Here is a 19022-nt window from a genome sequence, read left to right as displayed (position 1 = left end):
CTCACGCCGGGGGCCCGAAGCGGCGCACCCCCGACGGGGTGACGACGGCGTGCACGGGGTGGTCGTGCGGTTCCTCCGGGACCCGCGCGACCACCTCTTCGTCGTAGAGGAGGACCACCAGCGCCGGATGGGCGCCCGCGCGCTCCAGCCGGGCGAGCACCCGGTCGTACGAGCCCCCGCCGCGCCCGAGCCGCATCCCGCGCCCGTCCACCGCGAGCCCGGGCAGCAGCACCGCGTCCGCGCCGGTGACCGCCTCCGGGCCCAGCCGCGGACCGGCCGGTTCCAACAGGGTCGGCTTCCCGGCGCGCTCGCTCCCGGCCAGGCTCCCGGGGCCCTCGTAGGCCGCCCAGTCGAGGTCGTTGTCCGGGAGCAGGACCGGGAGCAGCACGCGGACGCCGCGTTCGCGCAGCGCGTCGAGCAGGTCCCGGGTGCCGGGTTCGGTGCCGACGGAGACGTACGCGGCGACCGTGCCCGCGTCGGCCAGTTCGGGCAGGGCGAGGGCCCGGCGGGCGAGCGCGCGGGCCGACGTACCGACGGAAGCGGCCGGAAGAGCGCGGCGGGCGGCGAGAAGTGAGCGCCGCAACTCCGCTTTGTTGGAACGGTTCTGTACCACAGCTGGCTCGAAAACCCTTCTATTCAGTCATAAAACAGCACAATTTAACCCGGGTTCTCGCAAGGCGGTCCGGGCCAGCGACTATCGTTCTGCCCATGACTCAGTTGCACCCGGTGATCACGAAGGCCGTCATTCCGGCCGCGGGCCTCGGTACTCGCTTCCTCCCGGCGACGAAGGCCACCCCGAAGGAAATGCTCCCGGTAGTGGACAAGCCGGCCATCCAATATGTCGTCGAGGAGGCCGTCGCGGCCGGACTCGACGACGTCCTCATGATCACTGGGCGTAACAAGCGGCCTCTTGAGGACCACTTCGACCGCAACTACGAGCTGGAGTCGGCCCTCATCGCCAAGGGCGACGACGACCGGCTGAAGAAGGTCCAGGAGTCCAGCGACCTGGCCACCATGCACTACGTCCGTCAGGGCGACCCGCGCGGCCTCGGCCACGCCGTGCTCTGCGCCGCCCCGCACGTGGGCGACGAGCCCTTCGCCGTCCTCCTCGGCGACGACCTGATCGACCCGCGCGACCCGCTCCTGCAGACGATGGTCGAGCTCCAGCAGCGCACCGGCGGCACCGTCATCGCGCTGATGGAGGTCGACCCCCGGTCCATCCACCTCTACGGCTGCGCCGCCGTGGAGAAGACCGGCGACGACGACGTCGTCCGCATCACCGGCCTGGTCGAGAAGCCGGACGCGGACGAGGCGCCCAGCAACTACGCGATCATCGGACGCTACGTCCTCAGTCCGGCGATCTTCGACATACTGCGGGAGACCGAGCCGGGCCGCGGTGGGGAGATCCAGCTCACCGACGCCCTGCAGAAGCTGGCCGCCGACGAGACCATCGGCGGCCCGGTGCACGGCGTGGTCTTCCGGGGCCGCCGCTACGACACCGGGGACCGCGGGGACTACCTGCGGGCCATCGTCCGCCTCGCCTGCGAGCGCGAGGACCTCGGCCCCGAGTTCCGCACCTGGCTTCACCGTTACGTCATGGAGGAGATGTAGCACCTTGACCAGTCCCGCACCGCAGCATCCTCGGCCGGCGGACGCCCACCAGCGTCTGTGGTCGGTCGACGAGCACCTCGCGGACGTCCTCGCCGCGATCCGGCCGCTGGAGCCGATCGAACTCCAGCTGATGGACGCCCAGGGCTGTGTCCTGGTCGAGGACGTCACGGTGCCCGTCGCCCTCCCGCCCTTCGACAACAGCTCCATGGACGGGTACGCCGTCCGGGTCGCCGACGTCCAGGGCGCGAGCGAGGAGTTCCCCGCGGTGCTGACGGTCATCGGGGACGTCGCGGCGGGCAGCGCGGAGCTGCCCGCCGTCGGCCCCGGCGAGGCCGCCCGGATCATGACCGGCGCCCCGCTGCCTCCGGGCGCGGAGGCCGTCGTACCGGTCGAATGGACCGACGGCGGTACGGGCGGCGGCGCGGCCGCGGGCATGAGCCCGGCCAGCGAGGCCCCCGAGGGCGCCCGCGGCGAGGTCCGGGTGCACCGGGCCGCCGAGGCGCGCGCCCACGTCCGCGCCCGCGGCAGCGACGTCCGGGCGGGCGACCTCGCGCTGCGCGCCGGGACGGTGCTCGGCCCGCCGCAGATCGCCCTGCTCGCCGCCATCGGGCGCGGCACCGTCCGGGTGCGCCCGCGTGCCCGGGTGGTCGTCATGTCCACGGGAAGCGAGCTGGTCCAGCCCGGCGAACCGCTGACCGAGGGCCGGATCTACGACTCCAACAGCTTCTCGCTGGCCGCCGCCGCCCGCGACGCCGGAGCCATCGCCTACCGGGTCGGCGCGGTCGCCGACGATGCCGACACGCTGCGCTCCACCATCGAGGACCAGCTCATCCGGGCCGACCTCCTCGTCACCACGGGCGGCGTCAGCGTCGGCGCGTACGACGTGGTCAAGGAAGCCCTGACGTCCGTGTCGACGGGCTCCGCCGGCGAGGACGGCATCGAGGGCTCCGGCGTCGACGGCTCCGGGGTCGACTTCCGCAAGCTGGCCATGCAGCCCGGCAAGCCGCAGGGCTTCGGCACGATCGGTCCTGACGCGACCCCGCTGCTCGCCCTGCCCGGCAATCCGGTGTCCTCGTACGTCTCCTTCGAACTCTTCGTCCGCCCCGCGATCCGGGCCCTGATGGGCCTGCCCGCGGCGGACCCGCACCGCCCGGTGGTCCGCGCGGTGCTGGAGGCCGGTGAAGCGCTGCGCTCGCCCGCCGGGCGCCGCCAGTTCCTGCGCGGCAAGCACGATCCGGCGAACGGGACGGTCAGCCCGGTCGGCGGATCCGGCTCGCACCTGATCGCGGCGCTCGCGCACGCGGACTCGCTGATGGTGGTGCCGGAGGACGTCACCTCGGTCGAGCCCGGCACCGAGCTGGAAGTGGTCCTGCTCGGCTGAACCCCGCCCGGTGCGGGTAGCGTGTTGCACCACACAGGCCCTTGCGGGGCCCGGACGGGAGCGGCACGCACTTATGAGCACGCAGAGCAGGCTGACGCACATCGACGAGGCCGGCGCGGCCCGCATGGTCGACGTGTCCGAGAAGGACGTCACGACGCGGACGGCGCGCGCGAGCGGCCGGGTGCTCGTCTCGCCCCGGGTGATCGAACTGCTGCGGGGCGAGGGCGTGCCCAAGGGCGACGCCCTCGCCACCGCGCGCATCGCCGGGATCATGGGCGCCAAGCGGACGCCCGACCTGATCCCGCTGTGCCACCCGCTCGCCGTCTCCGGCGTCAAGGTCGACCTGTCGGTGACGGACGACGCCGTGGAGATCCTCGCCACCGTCAGGACGACCGACCGCACGGGCGTCGAGATGGAGGCGCTGACCGCCGTCGCGGTCGCCGGGCTCACCGTGATCGACATGGTCAAGGCCGTCGACAAGGGCGCGGTCATCACGGACGTCCGGGTGGAGGAGAAGACCGGCGGCAAGTCCGGCGACTGGAACCGCGCGTGAACGCCCCGCGCGGCGGCGAGGTCCACAGCCACAGTCACACTCGCGGGTCCGAGGCCGGTGCCGTTCCCGGCGGTGAGGTCCCCGCCGTCGCGGAGGCCTCCGCTCCGCTGCGGGCCCTGGTCGTCACCGCCTCCAACCGCGCCTCCCGGGGCGTGTACGCCGACAAGGGCGGCCCACTGCTCGCCCAGGCCCTCGCCGGTCTCGGCTTCACGGTGGACGGTCCGCGCGTGGTGCCCGACGGCGACCCCGTCGAAGCGGCCCTGCGCGAGGGGGTCGCCGCCGGGTACGACGTCGTCCTCACCACCGGCGGGACCGGGATCTCGCCCACCGACCGGACCCCGGACGCCACCGCGCGGGTCCTGGACTACGAGATCCCCGGCATCCCGCAGGCGATCCGCGCCGAGGGCCTCGCGAAGGTGCCGACCGCGGCGCTGTCCCGCGGGCTGGCGGGGGTCGCCGGGCACACGCTGATCGTCAACCTGCCGGGTTCGACCGGCGGCGTACGGGACGGCCTGGCCGTCCTGGACCGCATCCTGCTCCACGCCGTCGACCAGATCCGGGGCGGCGACCATCCCAGACCCGGGAGCGCGAGCTGAACGGACCCACGTGGCCGGTGGTCCTGTCGGACGGCGACGTCACGCTCCGGCCGATAAGAGTCCGTGACCAGCGTGCCTGGCGCGAGGTCAACCGGCGCAACCGCGACTGGCTGCGGCCGTGGGAGGCGACCATTCCGCCGGCCGCGCCCTGGGGCCCGGTCGTGCACCGGCCGACCTACCGCCAGATGGTCCGTCACCTGCGGGCCGAGGCGAACGCCGGCCGGATGCTGCCCTTCGTCATCGAGTACCAGGGCCGGCTCGTCGGCCAGCTGACGGTCGCCGGGATCACCTGGGGCTCCATGTGCGCCGGTCACGTCGGCTACTGGGTGGACCGGGACGTGGCCGGGCGGGGCGTGATGCCGACGGCGGTCGCGCTGGCGGTGGACCACTGCTTCCGGCAGGTCGGGCTGCACCGCGTCGAGGTCTGCATCCGGCCGGAGAACGGGCCGAGCCGGCGCGTCGTGGAGAAGCTGGGCTTCCGCGAGGAGGGCATGCGGCCGCGCTACCTGCACATCGACGGCGCCTGGCGGGACCACCTCGTGTACGCGCTGACGGCCGAGGAAGTGCGCGAGGGGCTGCTGAGCCGCTGGCGGCGCGAACGGCACGGGCACGCCCCGCCGCAGAAATAAGAGGGACGGGCCGACCGTGCTTTTCGAATAAAAGTTCGAATATCGGCTCCGGTCGGGCCCGCTATCCATAATCTGATCCGGAGAATCACAAAAAAAGTCCGTGATATCAGCCGGATCGTGCGACACACCGGCTCAATTGGCGGATGCCTCCGCCCGTACCCCTCTACGGTGTGGGGTGTGAGCAGCAGCGGCCTCATCTACGCAGTCATTGTCGGGGCCTGGGCCGCCTACTTGGTGCCCATGTGGCTCCGGAGGCAGGACGAGCTGAACGAAGCCCGTCCGACGGAACGCTTCTCCACCGCCATCCGGCTGCTTTCCGGCCGGGCGGGAATGGAGCGCCGTTACGCCAGGGAACTGCGTGAGCGCGGTGACGAGGAGGCGGAACCCAAGCCCCACGCGGACCCGGACGCCGCGACGGAGAAAGTGAATTCCGTCGACGCCGACGCCCGGGTCAATGCCGTGCCCAGAACCAGGGCGGAACCGCGGGGCGCGAGCGCCGAGCGGGCGGACCGCGCCGAGCGCGCCCGGCGCGAACAGCGCCTCCAGGTCCTCGCCCGGCGCCGTCGCACCACCGCGATGCTCTTCCTCGTCTTCACCCTCGGCGCGGTCGTCGCCGCCGTCGGCGGGCTGCGCTACCTCTGGGCCCCGGCCGTCCCCGCCCTCCTGCTGAGCGCGTACATCGTGCACCTGCGCGTGCAGGAGCGGCGGCGGTTCATCTTCACCATGGACCGGCGCCGCGCCGAGATCGCCGCCCGGCGGCTGCGCGAGAACCGCCCGCGGCGCCGCGAGTCCGAGCCTGCCGAGGGCGCCGAGCCCGACCCCGCGCCGCCGGTCTCCCCGCAGGAGGCCGGCCGACGCGCGCTGGTCGAGCAGACCGACCACGCGGAGTGGGTGGACCAGCAGCGCGAGCGCGAGCGGGGTCCGGCGCGCGGTGACAGCTGGGAGCCGGTACCGGTCCCGCTGCCGACGTACGTGACGGCTCCCGTCGCCCCCCGGGCCACCGGCCCGGCGGCCCCCGACGCCTGGAGCTCGTCCCGCTCCAGTGCGGCGGAACCGACGGAACCCCGGCTGCGCGCCCAGCAGCCGCACCCGCACTCGGCCGCCGCGCAGGGCCACCACACGGCCGCCCACGCGTCGGTCCCGGACCCGCGCGCAGACCAGAAGCCGTCGCCCCCGACCCCCCGCCGCAGCCGCGACCGCGGCCGCACCCCGCTCTTCGACCAGTACGAGGGCGACGACCGCCCCCGCGCCGCGAACGAGTGACGTGACCTGCGGGACAACGGATTTCCGTGCACCCCGGATGGGATGCTAATGTTTCACACGTCGCAAGGGCCTGTGGCGCAGTCTGGTAGCGCACCTCGTTCGCATCGAGGGGGTCTGGGGTTCAAATCCCCACAGGTCCACAGACGACAGTTCGCGGGTTGCTCCCGGGAACGTCACGAGATCCCGTTCAGCCGAAAGGCTGGGCGGGATCTCGGCGTTTGAGGGGGCGTCAGCCGGGCTGCGGGAGGAACGGCCCCGCGGGGCCCGGGGCTTCGGCCGCCCCGGACCCGGCGCGGGGTCAGGGGTTCAGGGGCTTTGCCATGCAGCGGCTGGATTCGTGGGTGCGGTACAGGCCGAACTTGGTGGGGGCCGGGGTGTAGGCCTCCGAGAGGTACAAGGCGATCGCCTCCGGCTGCTGGTCGCCGGTTTCCAGGACCATGCGGGTGCGGCCCGCGGTGCGGGCGTCCGCTTCGAGTTCGGCCAGGATGCGGCGGGCCAGGCCGAGGCCGCGGGCCTCGGGTATGACGTACATCCGCTTCAGCTCGGCGTCGCCGTCCGCGTAGCCCTCCTCGTTCGCGTCCTGGGCGCGCCAGCCGCCGCTCGCGACGGGGGCGCCGTGGGCGTCGTAGGCGAGGAGGTAGCGGCCGTTCGGCGGGGCGAACATGGCCGGGTCGAGGGGCGTGGCGTCGCCGTCGCCCTCGTAGCGCGCCTGGTACTCGAGCTGGACCTGGTCGTTGAGCTTGACCGCGTCCGGGTGGTCGTACGGCACGTCGCGGAGCTGGATCCCGTAAGGCATTCGAACATCGTACGGGCGGCGGCGGGGCCGGTACGCTGGTGGCCGTTTTGTGTGTCGTGGGGGCGCGATGTTTGGAGTCAGGCCTTGATCACTGTGACGTCCGTGAACGTGAACGGCATCCGCGCCGCCGCCAAGAAGGGTTTCGGGGCCTGGCTCGCCGGGTCCGACGCCGACGTGGTCTGCCTCCAGGAGGTCCGGGCCGAGGAGGGGCAGATCCCGGAGGAGGTCCGCCGGCCCGAGGGCTGGCACACCGTCTTCGCGCCGGCCGCGGCCAAGGGGCGGGCCGGGGTCGCGGTGTACACGCGGCGCGCGCCCGAGCGCGTACAGGTCGGTTTCGGGAGCGCGGAGTTCGACGCGGCCGGGCGGTACCTGGAGGTCGATCTGCCCGGGGTGACCGTGGCCAGCCTCTACCTGCCCTCCGGTGAGGCCGGGACCGTTAAGCAGGACGAGAAGTACCGCTTCATGGCGGAGTTCCACACCTACCTCGGCGCGCTCAAGGCGCGCGCCGCCGCCGACGGGCGCGAGGTGCTGGTCTGCGGGGACTGGAACATCTGCCACCGCGAGGAAGACCTGAAGAACTGGAAGACGAACCGGAAGAACGCGGGCTTCCTCCCCGAGGAGCGCGAGTGGCTCGGCACGGTCTACGACGGCGCCGGGTACGTCGACGTGGTGCGCGCGCTCCAGCCCGAGGGCGAGGGGCCGTACTCCTGGTGGTCCTACCGCGGGCGCGCCTTCGACAACGACGCGGGCTGGCGGATCGACCTGCACGTGGCCACGCCCGGACTGGCCGAGCGGGCCGTGAAGGCCTTCGTCGAGCGCGCCGAGACCCACCCCGAGCGGTGGTCCGACCACGCGCCGGTGACCGTCGTCTACGGGGCCGGAGGGCTCTGAGGACTCCGGGGGCCCTGAGGCTCCTGTGAGTCCTGCGGCTGCGCGGCGGGCCGGCCCGGCCGGTCCCGCGCGGCCAGGAGGCGGTCCATGGCCATCGTCAGTTCCGCCTCCACCACGCTCTTGGCCAGCGGGCGCAGCCGCGGCGCCGCCCCCTCGGGCAGGTGGGCCTCCATCAGCTCGGTGAACAGCGCGGCCAGCGCGTCCGCGTGGGCGCGCACCCGGCGGCCCGTCTCCAGGACGGCGGCCAGCGGGATCCCCTCGCGGACCAGGGCCGAGGAGACGTCGAGGAGGTTGCGGCTGACGTGGACGATCTCGTCCCCGTCGGTGGCGAGGTAGCCGAGGTCCAGGGAGGCCGCCAGGTTCTCCGGGGTGACCTCGCCCTCGAAGTAGTCGGCCAGTGCCTGCGGGGTGAGCCGGACCGGGGTCTCCTGCGACCAGCCGATCCCGAGCAGTTCGCCGAGCTGGCCGACGTCGCGGCCGTTCTCGAAGGCGGCCGTCAGCTCCGCGATGCCGCCCAGGGTGTGGCCGCGCTCCAGCAGTGCGGCGATGGTGCGCAGCCGGGCCAGGTGGTGGTCGTCGTACCAGGCGATGCGGCCCTCGCGGCGCGGGGGCGGGAGCAGTTTGCGCTCGCGGTAGAAGCGCAGGGTGCGCACGGTGATGCCGGCCGCCTCGGCCAGCTCCTCCGTGCGGTACTCGCGCACCGGCTCGCTGCGGTCCGCCGGCTCGGCCGGACCTGCCGGGTGTGCCTCTCGCGCCTCTTCGTCCACCACAGCCGCACCCTATGGCGTACCGCCGGTAACTTTCCCTTCGCGCCCCCTACCCATGAGTACGGAGCTGCTCTACGCTCCAACCGTGCCAGTGATTGCTGGCGCGATTGCGGGGTGCAGGCTGTGAGTGAAGCGGAAGCGGAAGCGGAGGCGGCGGGCATGGGCGACGGACACGCGGATGAGCGTGAGCGCGAGCACGTACGGGTGGCGGTGATCGGGTCCGGATTCGGCGGGCTCGGGGCGGCCGTCCGGCTGCGGCGCGAGGGGGTCACGGACTTCGTGGTCCTGGAGCGCGCGGACTCGGTGGGCGGGACCTGGCGCGACAACGACTACCCGGGGTGCGCATGCGACGTGCCGTCGCACCTCTACTCCTTCTCCTTCGCCCCCAACCCCGACTGGCCGCGCACCTTCTCCGGACAGCGGCACATCCGCGCCTACCTGGAGCACGTCGCCGACACCTTCGGCCTGCGCCCCCACCTGCGGCTGAACACCGAGGTCGAGATGGCGCGCTGGGACGCCGACGAGCTGCGGTGGGACATCGAGACCTCCCGGGGCTCCTTCACCGCCGACGTGGTGGTCTCCGCGACCGGGCCGCTCTCCGACCCCAAGATGCCGGAGATCCCCGGGCTCTCCTCCTTCCCCGGCAAGGTCTTCCACTCCGCGCGCTGGGACCACGACTACGACCTGCGCGGCAAGCGCGTCGCGATGATCGGGACCGGCGCCTCCGCCATCCAGATCGTGCCCGCCATCGCGCCCGACGTGGAGCGGCTCACCCTCTTCCAGCGCACCCCGCCGTGGGTGATGCCGCGCACCGACCGCGCCATCAGCGCCGGGGAGCGCTGGCTGCACCGCCAACTGCCCTTCACCCGGGCCGCGCGCCGCGGACTGCTCTGGGGCATCCGCGAACTGCAGGTCGGCGCCTTCACCAAGCACCCGAACCGCCTCGGCCTGGTCGAGTCCCTGGCCAAGGCGAACATGGCCCGCTCCATCAAGGACCCGGCGCTGCGGGCCAAGCTGACGCCGTCGTACCGCATCGGCTGCAAGCGGATCCTGCTCTCCAGCACGTACTACCCGGCGCTCGCCCGGCCCAACGTGGACCTCGTGGCCTCCGGGCTGAAGGAGGTCCGCGGCTCGGTGCTGGTCGCCGCGGACGGCACCGAGACCGAGGCCGACGCGATCGTCTTCGGTACGGGCTTCCACGTCACGGACATGCCGATCGCCGACCGGGTGGTGGGCGCCGAGGGCCGGACCCTCGCCGAGGAGTGGAAGGACGGGATGCAGTCGCTGCGCGGGGCGACCGCGGCGGGCTTCCCGAACTGGATGACGATCATCGGGCCGAACACCGGGCTCGGGAACAGCTCGATGATCCTGATGATCGAGTCCCAGCTGAACTACATGGCGGACTACGTCCGTCAGCTCGGCCTCCTCACGCCGGGCGGCCGCGGCGGGAGTGCGGGCCGCGAGGGGCGCACCGCGCTCGCCGCGCGCCCCTCGGCCGTGCACGCCTGGAACCGTCGCGTGCAGGACCGGATGAAGCGGACCGTGTGGAACACCGGCGGCTGCACCAGCTGGTACCTCGACGCGAACGGGCGCAACACCACCGTGTGGCCGGGGACGACGGCGGAGTTCCGGCGCGAGACCCGGGGCGTGGACCTCGCCGAGTACGAGGTGCTGCGCGGCCGGGCGGAGGCGCGGGAGCGCACCTCGGCGACCACGGCGACTGCGGAGACCCCGGCGACGGCGGAGACGGCGGCGACCCCGGCGACTGCGCAGACCACGGCCGCCACGGTGTCCGGGGGCGCCGCGTGAGCGCCCGGCGTCCGCACCACGTCACCACCGGGCCCTACGCGCCCCCGCCCGCGCGCCGCACCCTGGAGGCGGTCTCCGCCGACGGCTCCCGGCTGCACGTCGAGGTCCACGGCGAGGAGGGCGCCCCGGCGGTGGTCCTGGCCCACGGCTGGACCTGCTCCACCGCGTTCTGGGCCGCGCAGATCCGCGCCCTGGCCGCCACCCACCGGGTGATCGCCTACGACCAGCGGGGCCACGGCCGCAGCCCGGCCGCCTCCGCCTACGCCGTCGACTCCCTCGCCGACGACCTGATCGCGGTCATGGAGGCCACCTTGGCCCCCGGGGAGCGGGCGGTGGTCGCCGGGCACTCCATGGGCGGGATGACCGTCATGTCCGCCGCCGGGCGGCCCGGGTTCGACGAGCGGGCCGCCGCCGTCCTGCTGTGCAGCACGGGCAGTTCCCGGCTGGTCGCGGAGGCGCTCGTGCTGCCGCTGCGCGCCGGGCGCATCCGGACCCGGATGACCAGCGCGGTCCTCGGCTCGCGCGCCCCCCTGGGGCCGGTCACGCCGGTGGCCCGGAAGGTGCTGAAGTACGCCACGATGGGCCCGGGTTCGGCTCCCGACCGGGTCGAGGCCTGTGCCCGTATCGTGCACGGCTGCCCCACCGGGGCCCGGCACGGGTGGTCCCGGGTGCTGGCCGGGCTGGACCTGGACGACCGGCTCGCCCGCCTCACCGCACCCACCGCCGTCATCGCGGGCACGGCCGACCGGCTCACCCCCGTGGTGCACGCCCGGGCGCTCGCCGCCTCGCTCCCGCACTGCGTCGGGCTCACGGAGCTGGCCGGCATGGGCCACATGACCCCGATCGAGGCCCCCGAGGCCGTCACCCGGGTCATCCGGGAACTGGCCGGGCAACACCTCCCGCCGGCCGGCGCGACCGGCACCGGGGCCGGGACCGCGACCGCGACCACCGCCCCTCCCACCCCCACCACGAAGGAGACGACCCCGTGAGCGAGCGCAGGAGTCTGGAAGGCCAGGTCGCCGTCGTCACCGGCGCCGCCCGCGGCGTCGGCGAGCTGCTCGCCCGCAAGCTGTCCGCGCGCGGGGCGCGCGTCGCGCTGGTGGGCCTGGAGCCGGAGGCCCTCAAGGAGGTCTCCGAGCGGCTGCACACCGACAGCGACCACTGGTACGCCGACGTCACCGACCACGAGGCGATGGCCCGGGTGGCCCAGGAAGTCAAGCAGCGCTTCGGCAAGGTCGACATCGTCGTCGCCAACGCCGGGGTCGCGGCGGGCGGACCGTTCGCCGACTCCGACCCGGACGCCTGGCGCCGGGTGATCGAGGTCAACCTGATCGGCGGGGCCGTCACGGCCCGCGCCTTCCTGCCGGTGCTGACGGAGAGCCGGGGGTACTTCCTCCAGATCGCCTCGCTCGCCGCGATCACCCCGGCGCCGATGATGACGGCGTACTGCGCGTCCAAGTCCGGCGTCGAGGCCTTCGCGCACTGCCTGCGCGCCGAGGTCGGCTACAAGGGCGTCAAGGTGGGCGTCGGCTACCTCTCCTGGACCGACACCGACATGGTGCGGGGCGCCGACCGGGACGAGGTCATGCGGGAACTGCGCCAGCGGCTGCCGTGGCCGTCGAACCGCACGTACCCGCTGGGGCCCGCGGTCGACCGGATCGTCGCCGGGATCGAGCGGCGCTCGGCGCACGTGTACGCGCAGTGGTGGCTGCGCGGGATGCAGGGCGTGCGCGGCTACCTGCCGGGGGTGATCGCCGCCGTCGGGCAGCGCGAGATGAAGCGGTTCGAGCCGCGGCTGGCCGGTGTCTCCAGGGGGCTCGTGGGCGCGGGCGGAGCCGCGGACGAGCGCGAACGCGACGCCAAGCGCGCGTAGCCGTAGTCGCAGGGCGGCAGGAGGGGCGCGACCCGCGGACGGACGGGTCGCGCCTGCCTCAGCCGGTGGGGGCCGCGGTCATCTCCCGGAGGGCTCGTCGTACGGCTGGTCGAACGAGGTGCGCGCCCGCTCCCTCGCCCGTTCCCGTGCCTGGTCCGAGGCCTCGCGCGCCCGCTCCGAGGGCTCGTCCCGCTGCCCCTGGGCGGCCGCCGCGGCCTTCTCGGCCAGCTCCTTCGCCTTGTCCTGGAACTGCTCTCTGATTCCCATGCGCACAGACTTCCACGTGCGGATATTCCTCGCATTTCGATCAGTTGCGGTCAGTCGTCGGACCTCGGCGGCAGCTTCGGGCGGCGCCGGTCGGGGACGTCCGCGTAGCCGGGCGGCACGGCCGCCGGGTCCTGTTCCAGCAGCTCCAGCGCCAGGTGCACCGCGTCGTCGAGCTGCACGTGCCGCCCCTCCGCCCAGTCGAGCGGGGTGCGCAGCATCGCCAGGTCCGGCTCCACGCCGTGGTTCTCGACCGACCAGCCGTACTCGGGGAACCAGGCGGCGTTCATCGGCACCGTGATCACCGTGCCGTCGCCCAGGGTGTGACGGCCGGTCATGCCGACGACCCCGCCCCAGGTGCGCTGGCCCACCACCGGTCCCAGGCCCAGGAGTTTGAAGGCCGCGGTGATCATGTCGCCGTCCGAGGAGGTGGCCTCGTCGGCCAGGGCGACGATCGGGCCGCGCGGCGCGTTCGAGGCGTACGAGACGGGCTGGGCGTTGCGGGTCAGGTCCCAGCCCAGGATCGAGCGGGTGAGCTTCTCCACCACCAGTTCGCTGATGTGCCCGCCCGCGTTGCCGCGGACGTCGACGAGCAGGGCGGGCCGCGAGACCTCCAGGCGCAGGTCCCGGTTGAACTGGGCCCAGCCGGAGCCGCCCATGTCCGGGATGTGCAGGTAGCCGCACTGGCCGCCGCTCAGTTCGCGGACCACCTCCCGGCGCTTGGCCACCCAGTCCTGGTAGCGCAGCGGCCGTTCGTCGACGAGGGGGACGATCGCCACGCGGCGCGCGCCGCCCTCGCCCTCGGCGGGCCGGAAGGTCAGCTCGACCGTGGTCCCGCCCGCCGCCGACAGCAGCGGGTAGGGGCCGGCCACCGGGTCCACCGGCCGCCCGTCCACATGCGTGAGCACCGCGCCCTCGCGGATCCCGGTGCCCGCCAGGGGGGAGCGGGCCTTGGAGTCGGAGGAGTCGCCGGGCAGGATCCGGGCGACCACCCAGGCGCCGTCGCGGGGCACCAGGTTGGCGCCCAGCAGCCCGATCGCGCGCTGGTAGTGCGGGGGGCCCTCGTTGCGGCGCGCGGGGGAGACGTAGGCGTGCGAGGTGCCCAGCTCGCCGAGGACCTCGCGCAGCAGGTCGGCGAACTCGTCGGGGGAGGCGACCCGTTCGACCAGCGGGCGGTACTGGCGCAGGACGCCGTCCCAGTCGATCCCGCACATCCCCGGTTCCCAGAAGTAGGCGCGGATGATCCGCCCGGCCTCCTCGAAGGCCTGGCGCCACTCGGCGGCCGGGTCCACCTCGTGCAGGATCCGCCGCAGGTCGAGGTAGACCGTCGAGTCGCTGTCCCCGGACTCGGTCGCCGGTACGGCGCGCAGGTCCCCGTCGTCGTTGACGACGAGCCGGGACCCGTCGCCGCTGACGGCGAACCAGTCGAGCCCGGCGGCCAGTTCGCTCTTGCGGGCCTTGGTGATGTCGAAGTGCTCCAGCGTCGGTTTGCCGCTGGTGTCGGCGGGGTTGGCGAAGGTCTCGCCGAGCGCGCCGGAGATGGGCCAGCGCAGCCACACCAGGCCGCCCCCGCTCACCGGGTACAGCGCGGAGTACTTGGAGGCGGTCACCGGGAAGGGCGTCACCCGGCTCTCCAGGCCCTCCACCTCGACCGTCACCGCACCGTCCCCCGTGTCGGCGTTCCCCTCCACCGGATCCAGGCCGCCCGCCGCCGGGCGCCCGTCCGCGGACAGGGCGAAGGGCGAGGGGGTCGCCGAGGACAGCGGCACCAGGTAGGGGCGGCAGCCCAGCGGGAAGGACAGGTCCCCGGTGTGCACGTCGTAGACCGGGTCGAAGCCGCGCCACGACAGGAACGCCAGATAGCGGCCGTCCCGGGTGAAGACCGGGTTCTCGTCCTCGAAGCGGCCGTTGGTGACGTCGACGATCGTCGGCCCGCCGGGCCCGGAGATCCGCGCCATCTTGATCTGCCGCAGCGAACGCCCGATCCCCGGGTGCGACCAGGTCAGCCAGCATCCGTCGGGCGAGAAGGCCAGGTCGGTCACCGGCCCGTTGGCGGAGCGGATCAGCTCGGTGACCTCCCCGTCGGACTCGTCCGTCCCCGCGGCGGCAGCCGCTTCTTCGGACACCGTGATCAGCAGCAGCCGGCCGTCGTGGGAGGCGATCGCGAGCCGCTCCCCGTCCGGGTCCGCGACCAGCTCCAGTACGCGCCCCAGCGCGCCCGAGGCCAGCCGCCGCGGCTCCCGCTCCCCGCTGGCCCGGGGCAGGTAGGCGATCTCGACCGCGTCCTCGCCCTCCGCGTCCGTGACGTAGGCGACCTGCCCGCCGCTGCCCAGCATCTCCGGCATCCGCACCCGCACGCCCGGGGTGTCGGCGATGGTCCGCGCGGGCCCGTCGCGGTGGGTCAGCCAGTACAGGCTGCCGCGCACCACGACGGCGCTGGCCCGCCCGGTGGAGTCCACCGACAGGGAGTCCACGTGACTGGCCGCCGCGACCTGGTACGTACGCCGCCCCGCGCGCGGTCCGCCCAGGCGCACCTCCAGCTTGCGCGGTACGGCGCCGGGCGCGAGGGAGTCGACGAGCCACAGGTCGCCCGCGCACTGGTAGACGACGCGGGTGCCGTCGCTGGAGGCGTGCCGTGCGTAGAACTCGGCGTGGTCGGTGTGCCGGCGCAGGCCGCTGCCGTCGGGCAGGCAGGAGTACAGGTTGCCGACGCCCTCGTGGTCGGAGAGGAAGGCGATCCGGCCGCCCACGAACATCGGGGCGTCGAGGTGGCCCTCGATGCCCTCCAGCAGCCGCTCGCCGTGCAGCCACAGCCGCCCGGTGGCGCCGCCGCGGTAGCGCTTCCAGGCGGCGGGCTCGTGCGGGGGCTTGCCGGTCAGCAGCAGGGTCCGGCGCTCGCCGTCCTCCGCTTCCTGGACGGCGATGTCGGAGACCGGGCCCCAGGGCAGTCGGCCGCCGGGGCTGCCGTCGGTGGGCAGGCGGTAGGCCCAGGAGAAGTAGGAGAAGGGCTGGCCGTGCGAGGAGACCGCCAGGATGTCGCTGCGGCCGTCCTTGTCGGGCGGGGTCCAGCCGCACACCCGGGTGTCGGTGGAGCCCCAGTGGCTCAGCCGGCGGGCGGGACCGCCGTCGACCGGCGCGAGGTGGATCTCCGGGTCGAGGCTGCGCCAGGTGGTGAAGGCGATGTGGCGGCCGTCGGGGGAGAAGCGGGGGTGCCCGACCCGGGTCCGGTCGACGGTGAGCCGCCAGGCGCGGCCGACCGGTTCTCCAGGAGGAACCAAGGGCGCCACCCAAAGATCGTCCTCAGTGGCGAAACACAGCATGTCGTCGTGCAGGTGCGGGAACCGGAGGTACGCGACGTCGTGACTCACCCCCCAATGCTTTCCGCGCCGGGGGGTGCGGGCAACTCGGACCGCGCATCTCGTACAGGTGAACCGGCGTGACACATGACACGCCGCAAACGAAACGGAACGGTTTCGTTTCGTTAGTCGCGCGGGTATCGTCGGGGGAGTACGCACCGCATCCGTTCGGGAAGCGACCGGTGGAAGGGACGTGGAAATGACCGAAGAGGTCTTGTCACGGCGCAGCCGGATCACCCCCGAGCGGGAGGCCGAACTGCACGGGGCGGTCCTGGACCTGCTCCGCGAGGTCGGCTACGAAGCACTGACGATGGACGCGGTCGCGGCCCGCACCAAGTCCAGCAAGGCCACCCTCTACCGCCAGTGGGGGAGCAAGCCGGAGCTGGTCGCCAAGGCCCTGCGATGTACCCAGCCGGTCTCGCTGCGGGACATCGACACGGGCAGCCTGCGCGGCGATTTCGCCCTGATGGTCGAGCACTCCGACGACGACCAGATGGCGAAGGACACCGCGCTGATGCGCGGCCTCGCGCACGCCGTCCACGAAAGCCCCGAACTCCACAAGGCACTGCGCGACCTGCTGGTCGACCCGGAGCTCAACGGCCTCCAGGTGATGCTGCGGCGCTCGGTGGACCGGGGCGAGATCGCCGCCGACTGTCCCGCGCTCGACTTCGTACCCCACATGCTCATCGGGGCGTTCATCGCGCTCCCGCTGATCGAGGACCGGTCGGTGGACCGGGCCTTCCTCGGCCAGTTCATCGATGCCGTGGTCTTCCCCGCCCTCGGCGTCTGAGTTCCGCTTCTCGGCCCTTTCGACCCTTTTTTGCTGCTCCTGACACGCCGCTCTCGTCGTCGGGCCGGCTCCTCACGCCCTGATCCATCCCGGATCCATCCCACGACCCGAACGGGAGAACCGCCGACGTGGCCACCTTCCTCTACCGGCTCGGCCGGGGCGCCTTCCGGCGCCGCCGCTTCGTCGCCCTCGCCTGGGTGGCGCTGCTCTTCGTCGCCATATTCGGCGCGGCGTCCGCCTCCGCGCCCACCTCCGGATCGTTCTCGATACCCGGCACGGAGGCCCAGAAGGCCTTCGACCTGCTCGACCAGCGCTTCCCCGGCATGGCCGCCGACGGCGCCACCGCCCGCGTCGTGATCAAGGCCCCGGCGGGTCAGAAGGTCACCGACCCCGGCATCAAGACCGAGGTCGAGAAGATCGTCTCCGGTCTGAAGTCCGGCGCCGGCGCCGACCAAATCGCCTCGGTCGCGGACCCGTACCAGACCCAGGCCACCAGCCAGGACGGCTCCACCGCCTACATCAGCGCGAAGTACAAGGTCAGCGGCATGGAGCTGACCGACAAGACCCGCGACGCGCTGAAGGAGTCCGGCAAGGACGCCCAGGCGCACGGGCTGACCGTCGAGATCGGCGGCGACGCGCTCATGGCGGCGCCCGAGACCGGCTCCGGCGAGATCATCGGCATCGTCATCGCCGCGATCGTCCTGGTCATCACCTTCGGCTCGCTGATCGCGGCCGGACTGCCGCTGCTCACCGCACTGATCGGCGTCGGGATCGGCGTCTCCTCCATCACCGCGCTCGCCAACGTGCTCGACCTCGGCTCCACCACCTCCACGCTCGCGATGATGATCGGCCTCGCGGTCGGCATCGACTACGCGCTCTTCATCGTCTCCCGCTACCGCGCGGAGCTGGCCGAGGGCCACGCCCGGGACGAGGCCGCCGGACGGGCCGCCGGAACCGCTGGTTCCGCTGTCGTCTTCGCCGGTCTGACCGTGGTCATCGCCCTCGTGGGGCTGGCCGTCGTCAACATCCCGATGCTGAGCAAGATGGGCTTCGCGGCCGCCGGCACCGTCGTCATCGCGGTCCTCGTGGCGCTGACCCTGGTCCCCGCCATCCTCGGCTTCGCGGGCCGCAAGGTGCTGCCCGCCGGTACGAAGAGCAAGCTCTTCGGCAAGGGCCGCGCGCCCCGCACGGGCAAGGACGGCAACCCGGAGGAGCGGCCGAACGGCGGCACCCGCTGGGCCCGCTTCGTCCTGCGCCGCCCGGTCATGGTGCTGCTGGTCGGCGTGATCGGCCTCGGCGCGATCGCGATCCCGGCGAGCAGCCTGGAGATGGGCCTCCCGGACGACGGCGCCCAGCCCGTCTCCACCACCCAGCGCAAGGCGTACGACCTGCTCTCCGACGGCTTCGGGCCGGGCTTCAACGGCCCGCTGATGGTCGTGGTCAACGGCGGGCAGAGCCTCGCCGACAGCACCGCCGACCGGATCAAGAAGCTCGACGGCGTCGTCGCGGTCACCAAGCCCGCGCTCAACGAGGCCGCCGACGCCGCGGTGATCACGGTGATCCCGGAGGACCGCCCGTCCTCCAAGAAGACCGAGGACCTCGTCCACGAGATCCGCGGGGGCAACGGCGAGAACGTCTACGTCACCGGCGCGACCGCGATGAACATCGACTTCTCGCAGAAGATGAACGACGCGCTGCTGCCGTACCTGGCGCTCGTCGTCGGCCTCGCCTTCCTGCTGCTGATGCTGGTCTTCCGCTCGGTGCTGGTCCCGCTCAAGGCGGCCCTCGGCTTCCTGCTGTCGGTCGTCGCGGCCCTCGGCGCGGTCGTCGCGGTCTTCCAGTGGGGCTGGCTCGGCTCGCTCTTCGGCGTGGAGCAGACCGGCCCGATCATGTCGATGATGCCGATCTTCATGGTGGGCGTCGTCTTCGGTCTGGCCATGGACTACGAGGTCTTCCTGGTCACCCGGATGCGCGAGGCGTACGTGCACGGCGAGCGCCCGGGCCAGGCCGTCGTGACCGGCTTCCAGTACAGCGCGCGGGTCGTCGTGGCCGCCGCCGTCATCATGATCGCGGTGTTCTCCGGCTTCATCGGGGCCAGCGAGCAGATGGTCAAGATGATCGGCTTCGGCCTCGCGGTCGCGGTGTTCTTCGACGCCTTCGTGGTCCGCATGGCCATCGTCCCGGCGGTCCTGGCCCTGCTCGGCCACAAGGCCTGGTGGCTGCCCCACTGGCTGGACCGGATCCTGCCCGACGTGGACGTGGAGGGCGAGAGCCTGCGCAAGCACCTCGCCGCCAGGAGCGCCGCCGAGGGCCCGGACGCGGACCGCGAGCTGGTCAAGGTCTGAGTTGCGCGCTGCTGCTGTACGCGCCCGGCCCCGCACCCCCCGTCCAGGGGGTGCGGGGCCGGGCCCGTTTCCGTGCGGCCCTGCGGGGCCCGATTCCG

17 protein-coding genes and 1 tRNA gene are annotated in these 19022 nt (G+C 73.1%); 13 read left to right on the top strand and 5 right to left on the bottom strand.

Features of this window, described 5'->3' with window-relative positions; translation table 11 throughout:
• Position 1: 1 nt before the first annotated feature.
• Positions 2-583, bottom strand: a complete 582-nt coding sequence (locus AC0693_RS28760) for a 5-formyltetrahydrofolate cyclo-ligase (protein ID WP_478803257.1) — start codon at positions 581-583, stop codon at positions 2-4.
• Between the two features lie 125 nt (positions 584-708).
• Between AC0693_RS28760 and galU the strand changes: the two genes are divergently transcribed.
• From galU to AC0693_RS28725, 7 genes are all read left to right on the top strand, one after another.
• Positions 709-1611, top strand: coding sequence for a UTP--glucose-1-phosphate uridylyltransferase GalU (gene galU / locus AC0693_RS28755; protein WP_478803256.1), 903 nt, complete (start codon positions 709-711; stop codon positions 1609-1611).
• Between the two features lie 4 nt (positions 1612-1615).
• On the top strand, positions 1616-2992 hold the full coding sequence (glp, locus tag AC0693_RS28750) for a molybdotransferase-like divisome protein Glp (RefSeq protein ID WP_469320069.1): 1377 nt from the start codon (positions 1616-1618) through the stop codon (positions 2990-2992).
• Between the two features lie 73 nt (positions 2993-3065).
• Positions 3066-3545, top strand: coding sequence for a cyclic pyranopterin monophosphate synthase MoaC (moaC, locus tag AC0693_RS28745; protein ID WP_399264247.1), 480 nt, complete (start codon positions 3066-3068; stop codon positions 3543-3545).
• A 107-nt stretch (positions 3546-3652) separates the two neighbouring features.
• Positions 3653-4141: a MogA/MoaB family molybdenum cofactor biosynthesis protein gene (locus tag AC0693_RS28740; RefSeq protein WP_478803340.1), complete on the top strand. Its 489-nt coding sequence runs from the start codon at positions 3653-3655 to the stop codon at positions 4139-4141.
• Positions 4142-4158: 17 nt separating this feature from the next.
• Positions 4159-4770, top strand: coding sequence for a GNAT family N-acetyltransferase (locus AC0693_RS28735; protein WP_356409414.1), 612 nt, complete (start codon positions 4159-4161; stop codon positions 4768-4770).
• 177 nt (positions 4771-4947) lie between these two features.
• A complete protein-coding gene (gene sepX / locus AC0693_RS28730) occupies positions 4948-6033 on the top strand; it encodes a divisome protein SepX/GlpR (protein ID WP_356409411.1) in 1086 nt (361 codons plus the stop codon).
• 66 nt (positions 6034-6099) lie between these two features.
• Positions 6100-6173: transfer RNA gene (locus tag AC0693_RS28725), tRNA-Ala, on the top strand.
• A gap of 158 nt (positions 6174-6331) precedes the next feature.
• On the opposite strand, the gene AC0693_RS28720 is transcribed toward AC0693_RS28725, so the two are convergent.
• On the bottom strand, positions 6332-6829 hold the full coding sequence (locus AC0693_RS28720) for a GNAT family N-acetyltransferase (protein WP_478803255.1): 498 nt from the start codon (positions 6827-6829) through the stop codon (positions 6332-6334).
• A gap of 84 nt (positions 6830-6913) precedes the next feature.
• On the opposite strand from AC0693_RS28720, the gene AC0693_RS28715 reads away from it, so the two are divergent.
• Positions 6914-7720: an exodeoxyribonuclease III gene (locus AC0693_RS28715; RefSeq protein ID WP_478803254.1), complete on the top strand. Its 807-nt coding sequence runs from the start codon at positions 6914-6916 to the stop codon at positions 7718-7720.
• Here AC0693_RS28715 and AC0693_RS28710 read toward each other — a convergent pair.
• Positions 7699-8421, bottom strand: coding sequence for a MerR family transcriptional regulator (locus AC0693_RS28710; protein WP_469320077.1), 723 nt, complete (start codon positions 8419-8421; stop codon positions 7699-7701). The two genes, AC0693_RS28715 and AC0693_RS28710, sit on opposite strands and share 22 nt — an antisense overlap.
• 225 nt (positions 8422-8646) lie before the next feature.
• Between AC0693_RS28710 and AC0693_RS28705 the strand changes: the two genes are divergently transcribed.
• Genes AC0693_RS28705 through AC0693_RS28695 form a run of 3 tightly spaced genes read left to right on the top strand, consistent with a single transcriptional unit; the run spans position 8647 to position 12169 of the window.
• On the top strand, positions 8647-10296 hold the full coding sequence (locus AC0693_RS28705; RefSeq protein ID WP_478803339.1) for a flavin-containing monooxygenase: 1650 nt from the start codon (positions 8647-8649) through the stop codon (positions 10294-10296).
• Entirely contained in the window at positions 10293-11285 is a 993-nt protein-coding gene (locus tag AC0693_RS28700) for an alpha/beta fold hydrolase (protein ID WP_478803253.1), read from the top strand. The genes AC0693_RS28705 and AC0693_RS28700 overlap by 4 nt, the downstream gene beginning before the upstream one ends.
• Positions 11282-12169 carry an SDR family oxidoreductase gene (locus AC0693_RS28695; protein ID WP_356409403.1) on the top strand — a complete coding sequence of 296 codons (888 nt, stop codon included), beginning with the start codon at positions 11282-11284 and terminating at the stop codon, positions 12167-12169. The genes AC0693_RS28700 and AC0693_RS28695 overlap by 4 nt, the downstream gene beginning before the upstream one ends.
• Positions 12170-12247: 78 nt before the next feature.
• Here AC0693_RS28695 and AC0693_RS28690 read toward each other — a convergent pair whose 3' ends face one another.
• Complete coding sequence (locus AC0693_RS28690) at positions 12248-12436, bottom strand: hypothetical protein (RefSeq protein WP_469320072.1); 189 nt, start codon at positions 12434-12436, stop codon at positions 12248-12250.
• Between the two features lie 50 nt (positions 12437-12486).
• Positions 12487-15801: a S41 family peptidase gene (locus AC0693_RS28685; protein ID WP_478803252.1), complete on the bottom strand. Its 3315-nt coding sequence runs from the start codon at positions 15799-15801 to the stop codon at positions 12487-12489.
• Between the two features lie 187 nt (positions 15802-15988).
• Between AC0693_RS28685 and AC0693_RS28680 the strand changes: the two genes are divergently transcribed.
• Positions 15989-16579 carry a TetR/AcrR family transcriptional regulator gene (locus AC0693_RS28680; RefSeq protein WP_356409394.1) on the top strand — a complete coding sequence of 197 codons (591 nt, stop codon included), beginning with the start codon at positions 15989-15991 and terminating at the stop codon, positions 16577-16579.
• 128 nt (positions 16580-16707) lie between these two features.
• Positions 16708-18924, top strand: a complete 2217-nt coding sequence (locus AC0693_RS28675; RefSeq protein ID WP_478803251.1) for an MMPL family transporter — start codon at positions 16708-16710, stop codon at positions 18922-18924.
• Positions 18925-19022: the final 98 nt, after the last annotated feature.

Source organism: Streptomyces sp. NPDC043876 (genome assembly GCF_056435825.1).
The sequence above is the reverse complement of the archived record's forward strand: the minus strand, read 5'-3'. Positions and strand labels throughout refer to the sequence as shown.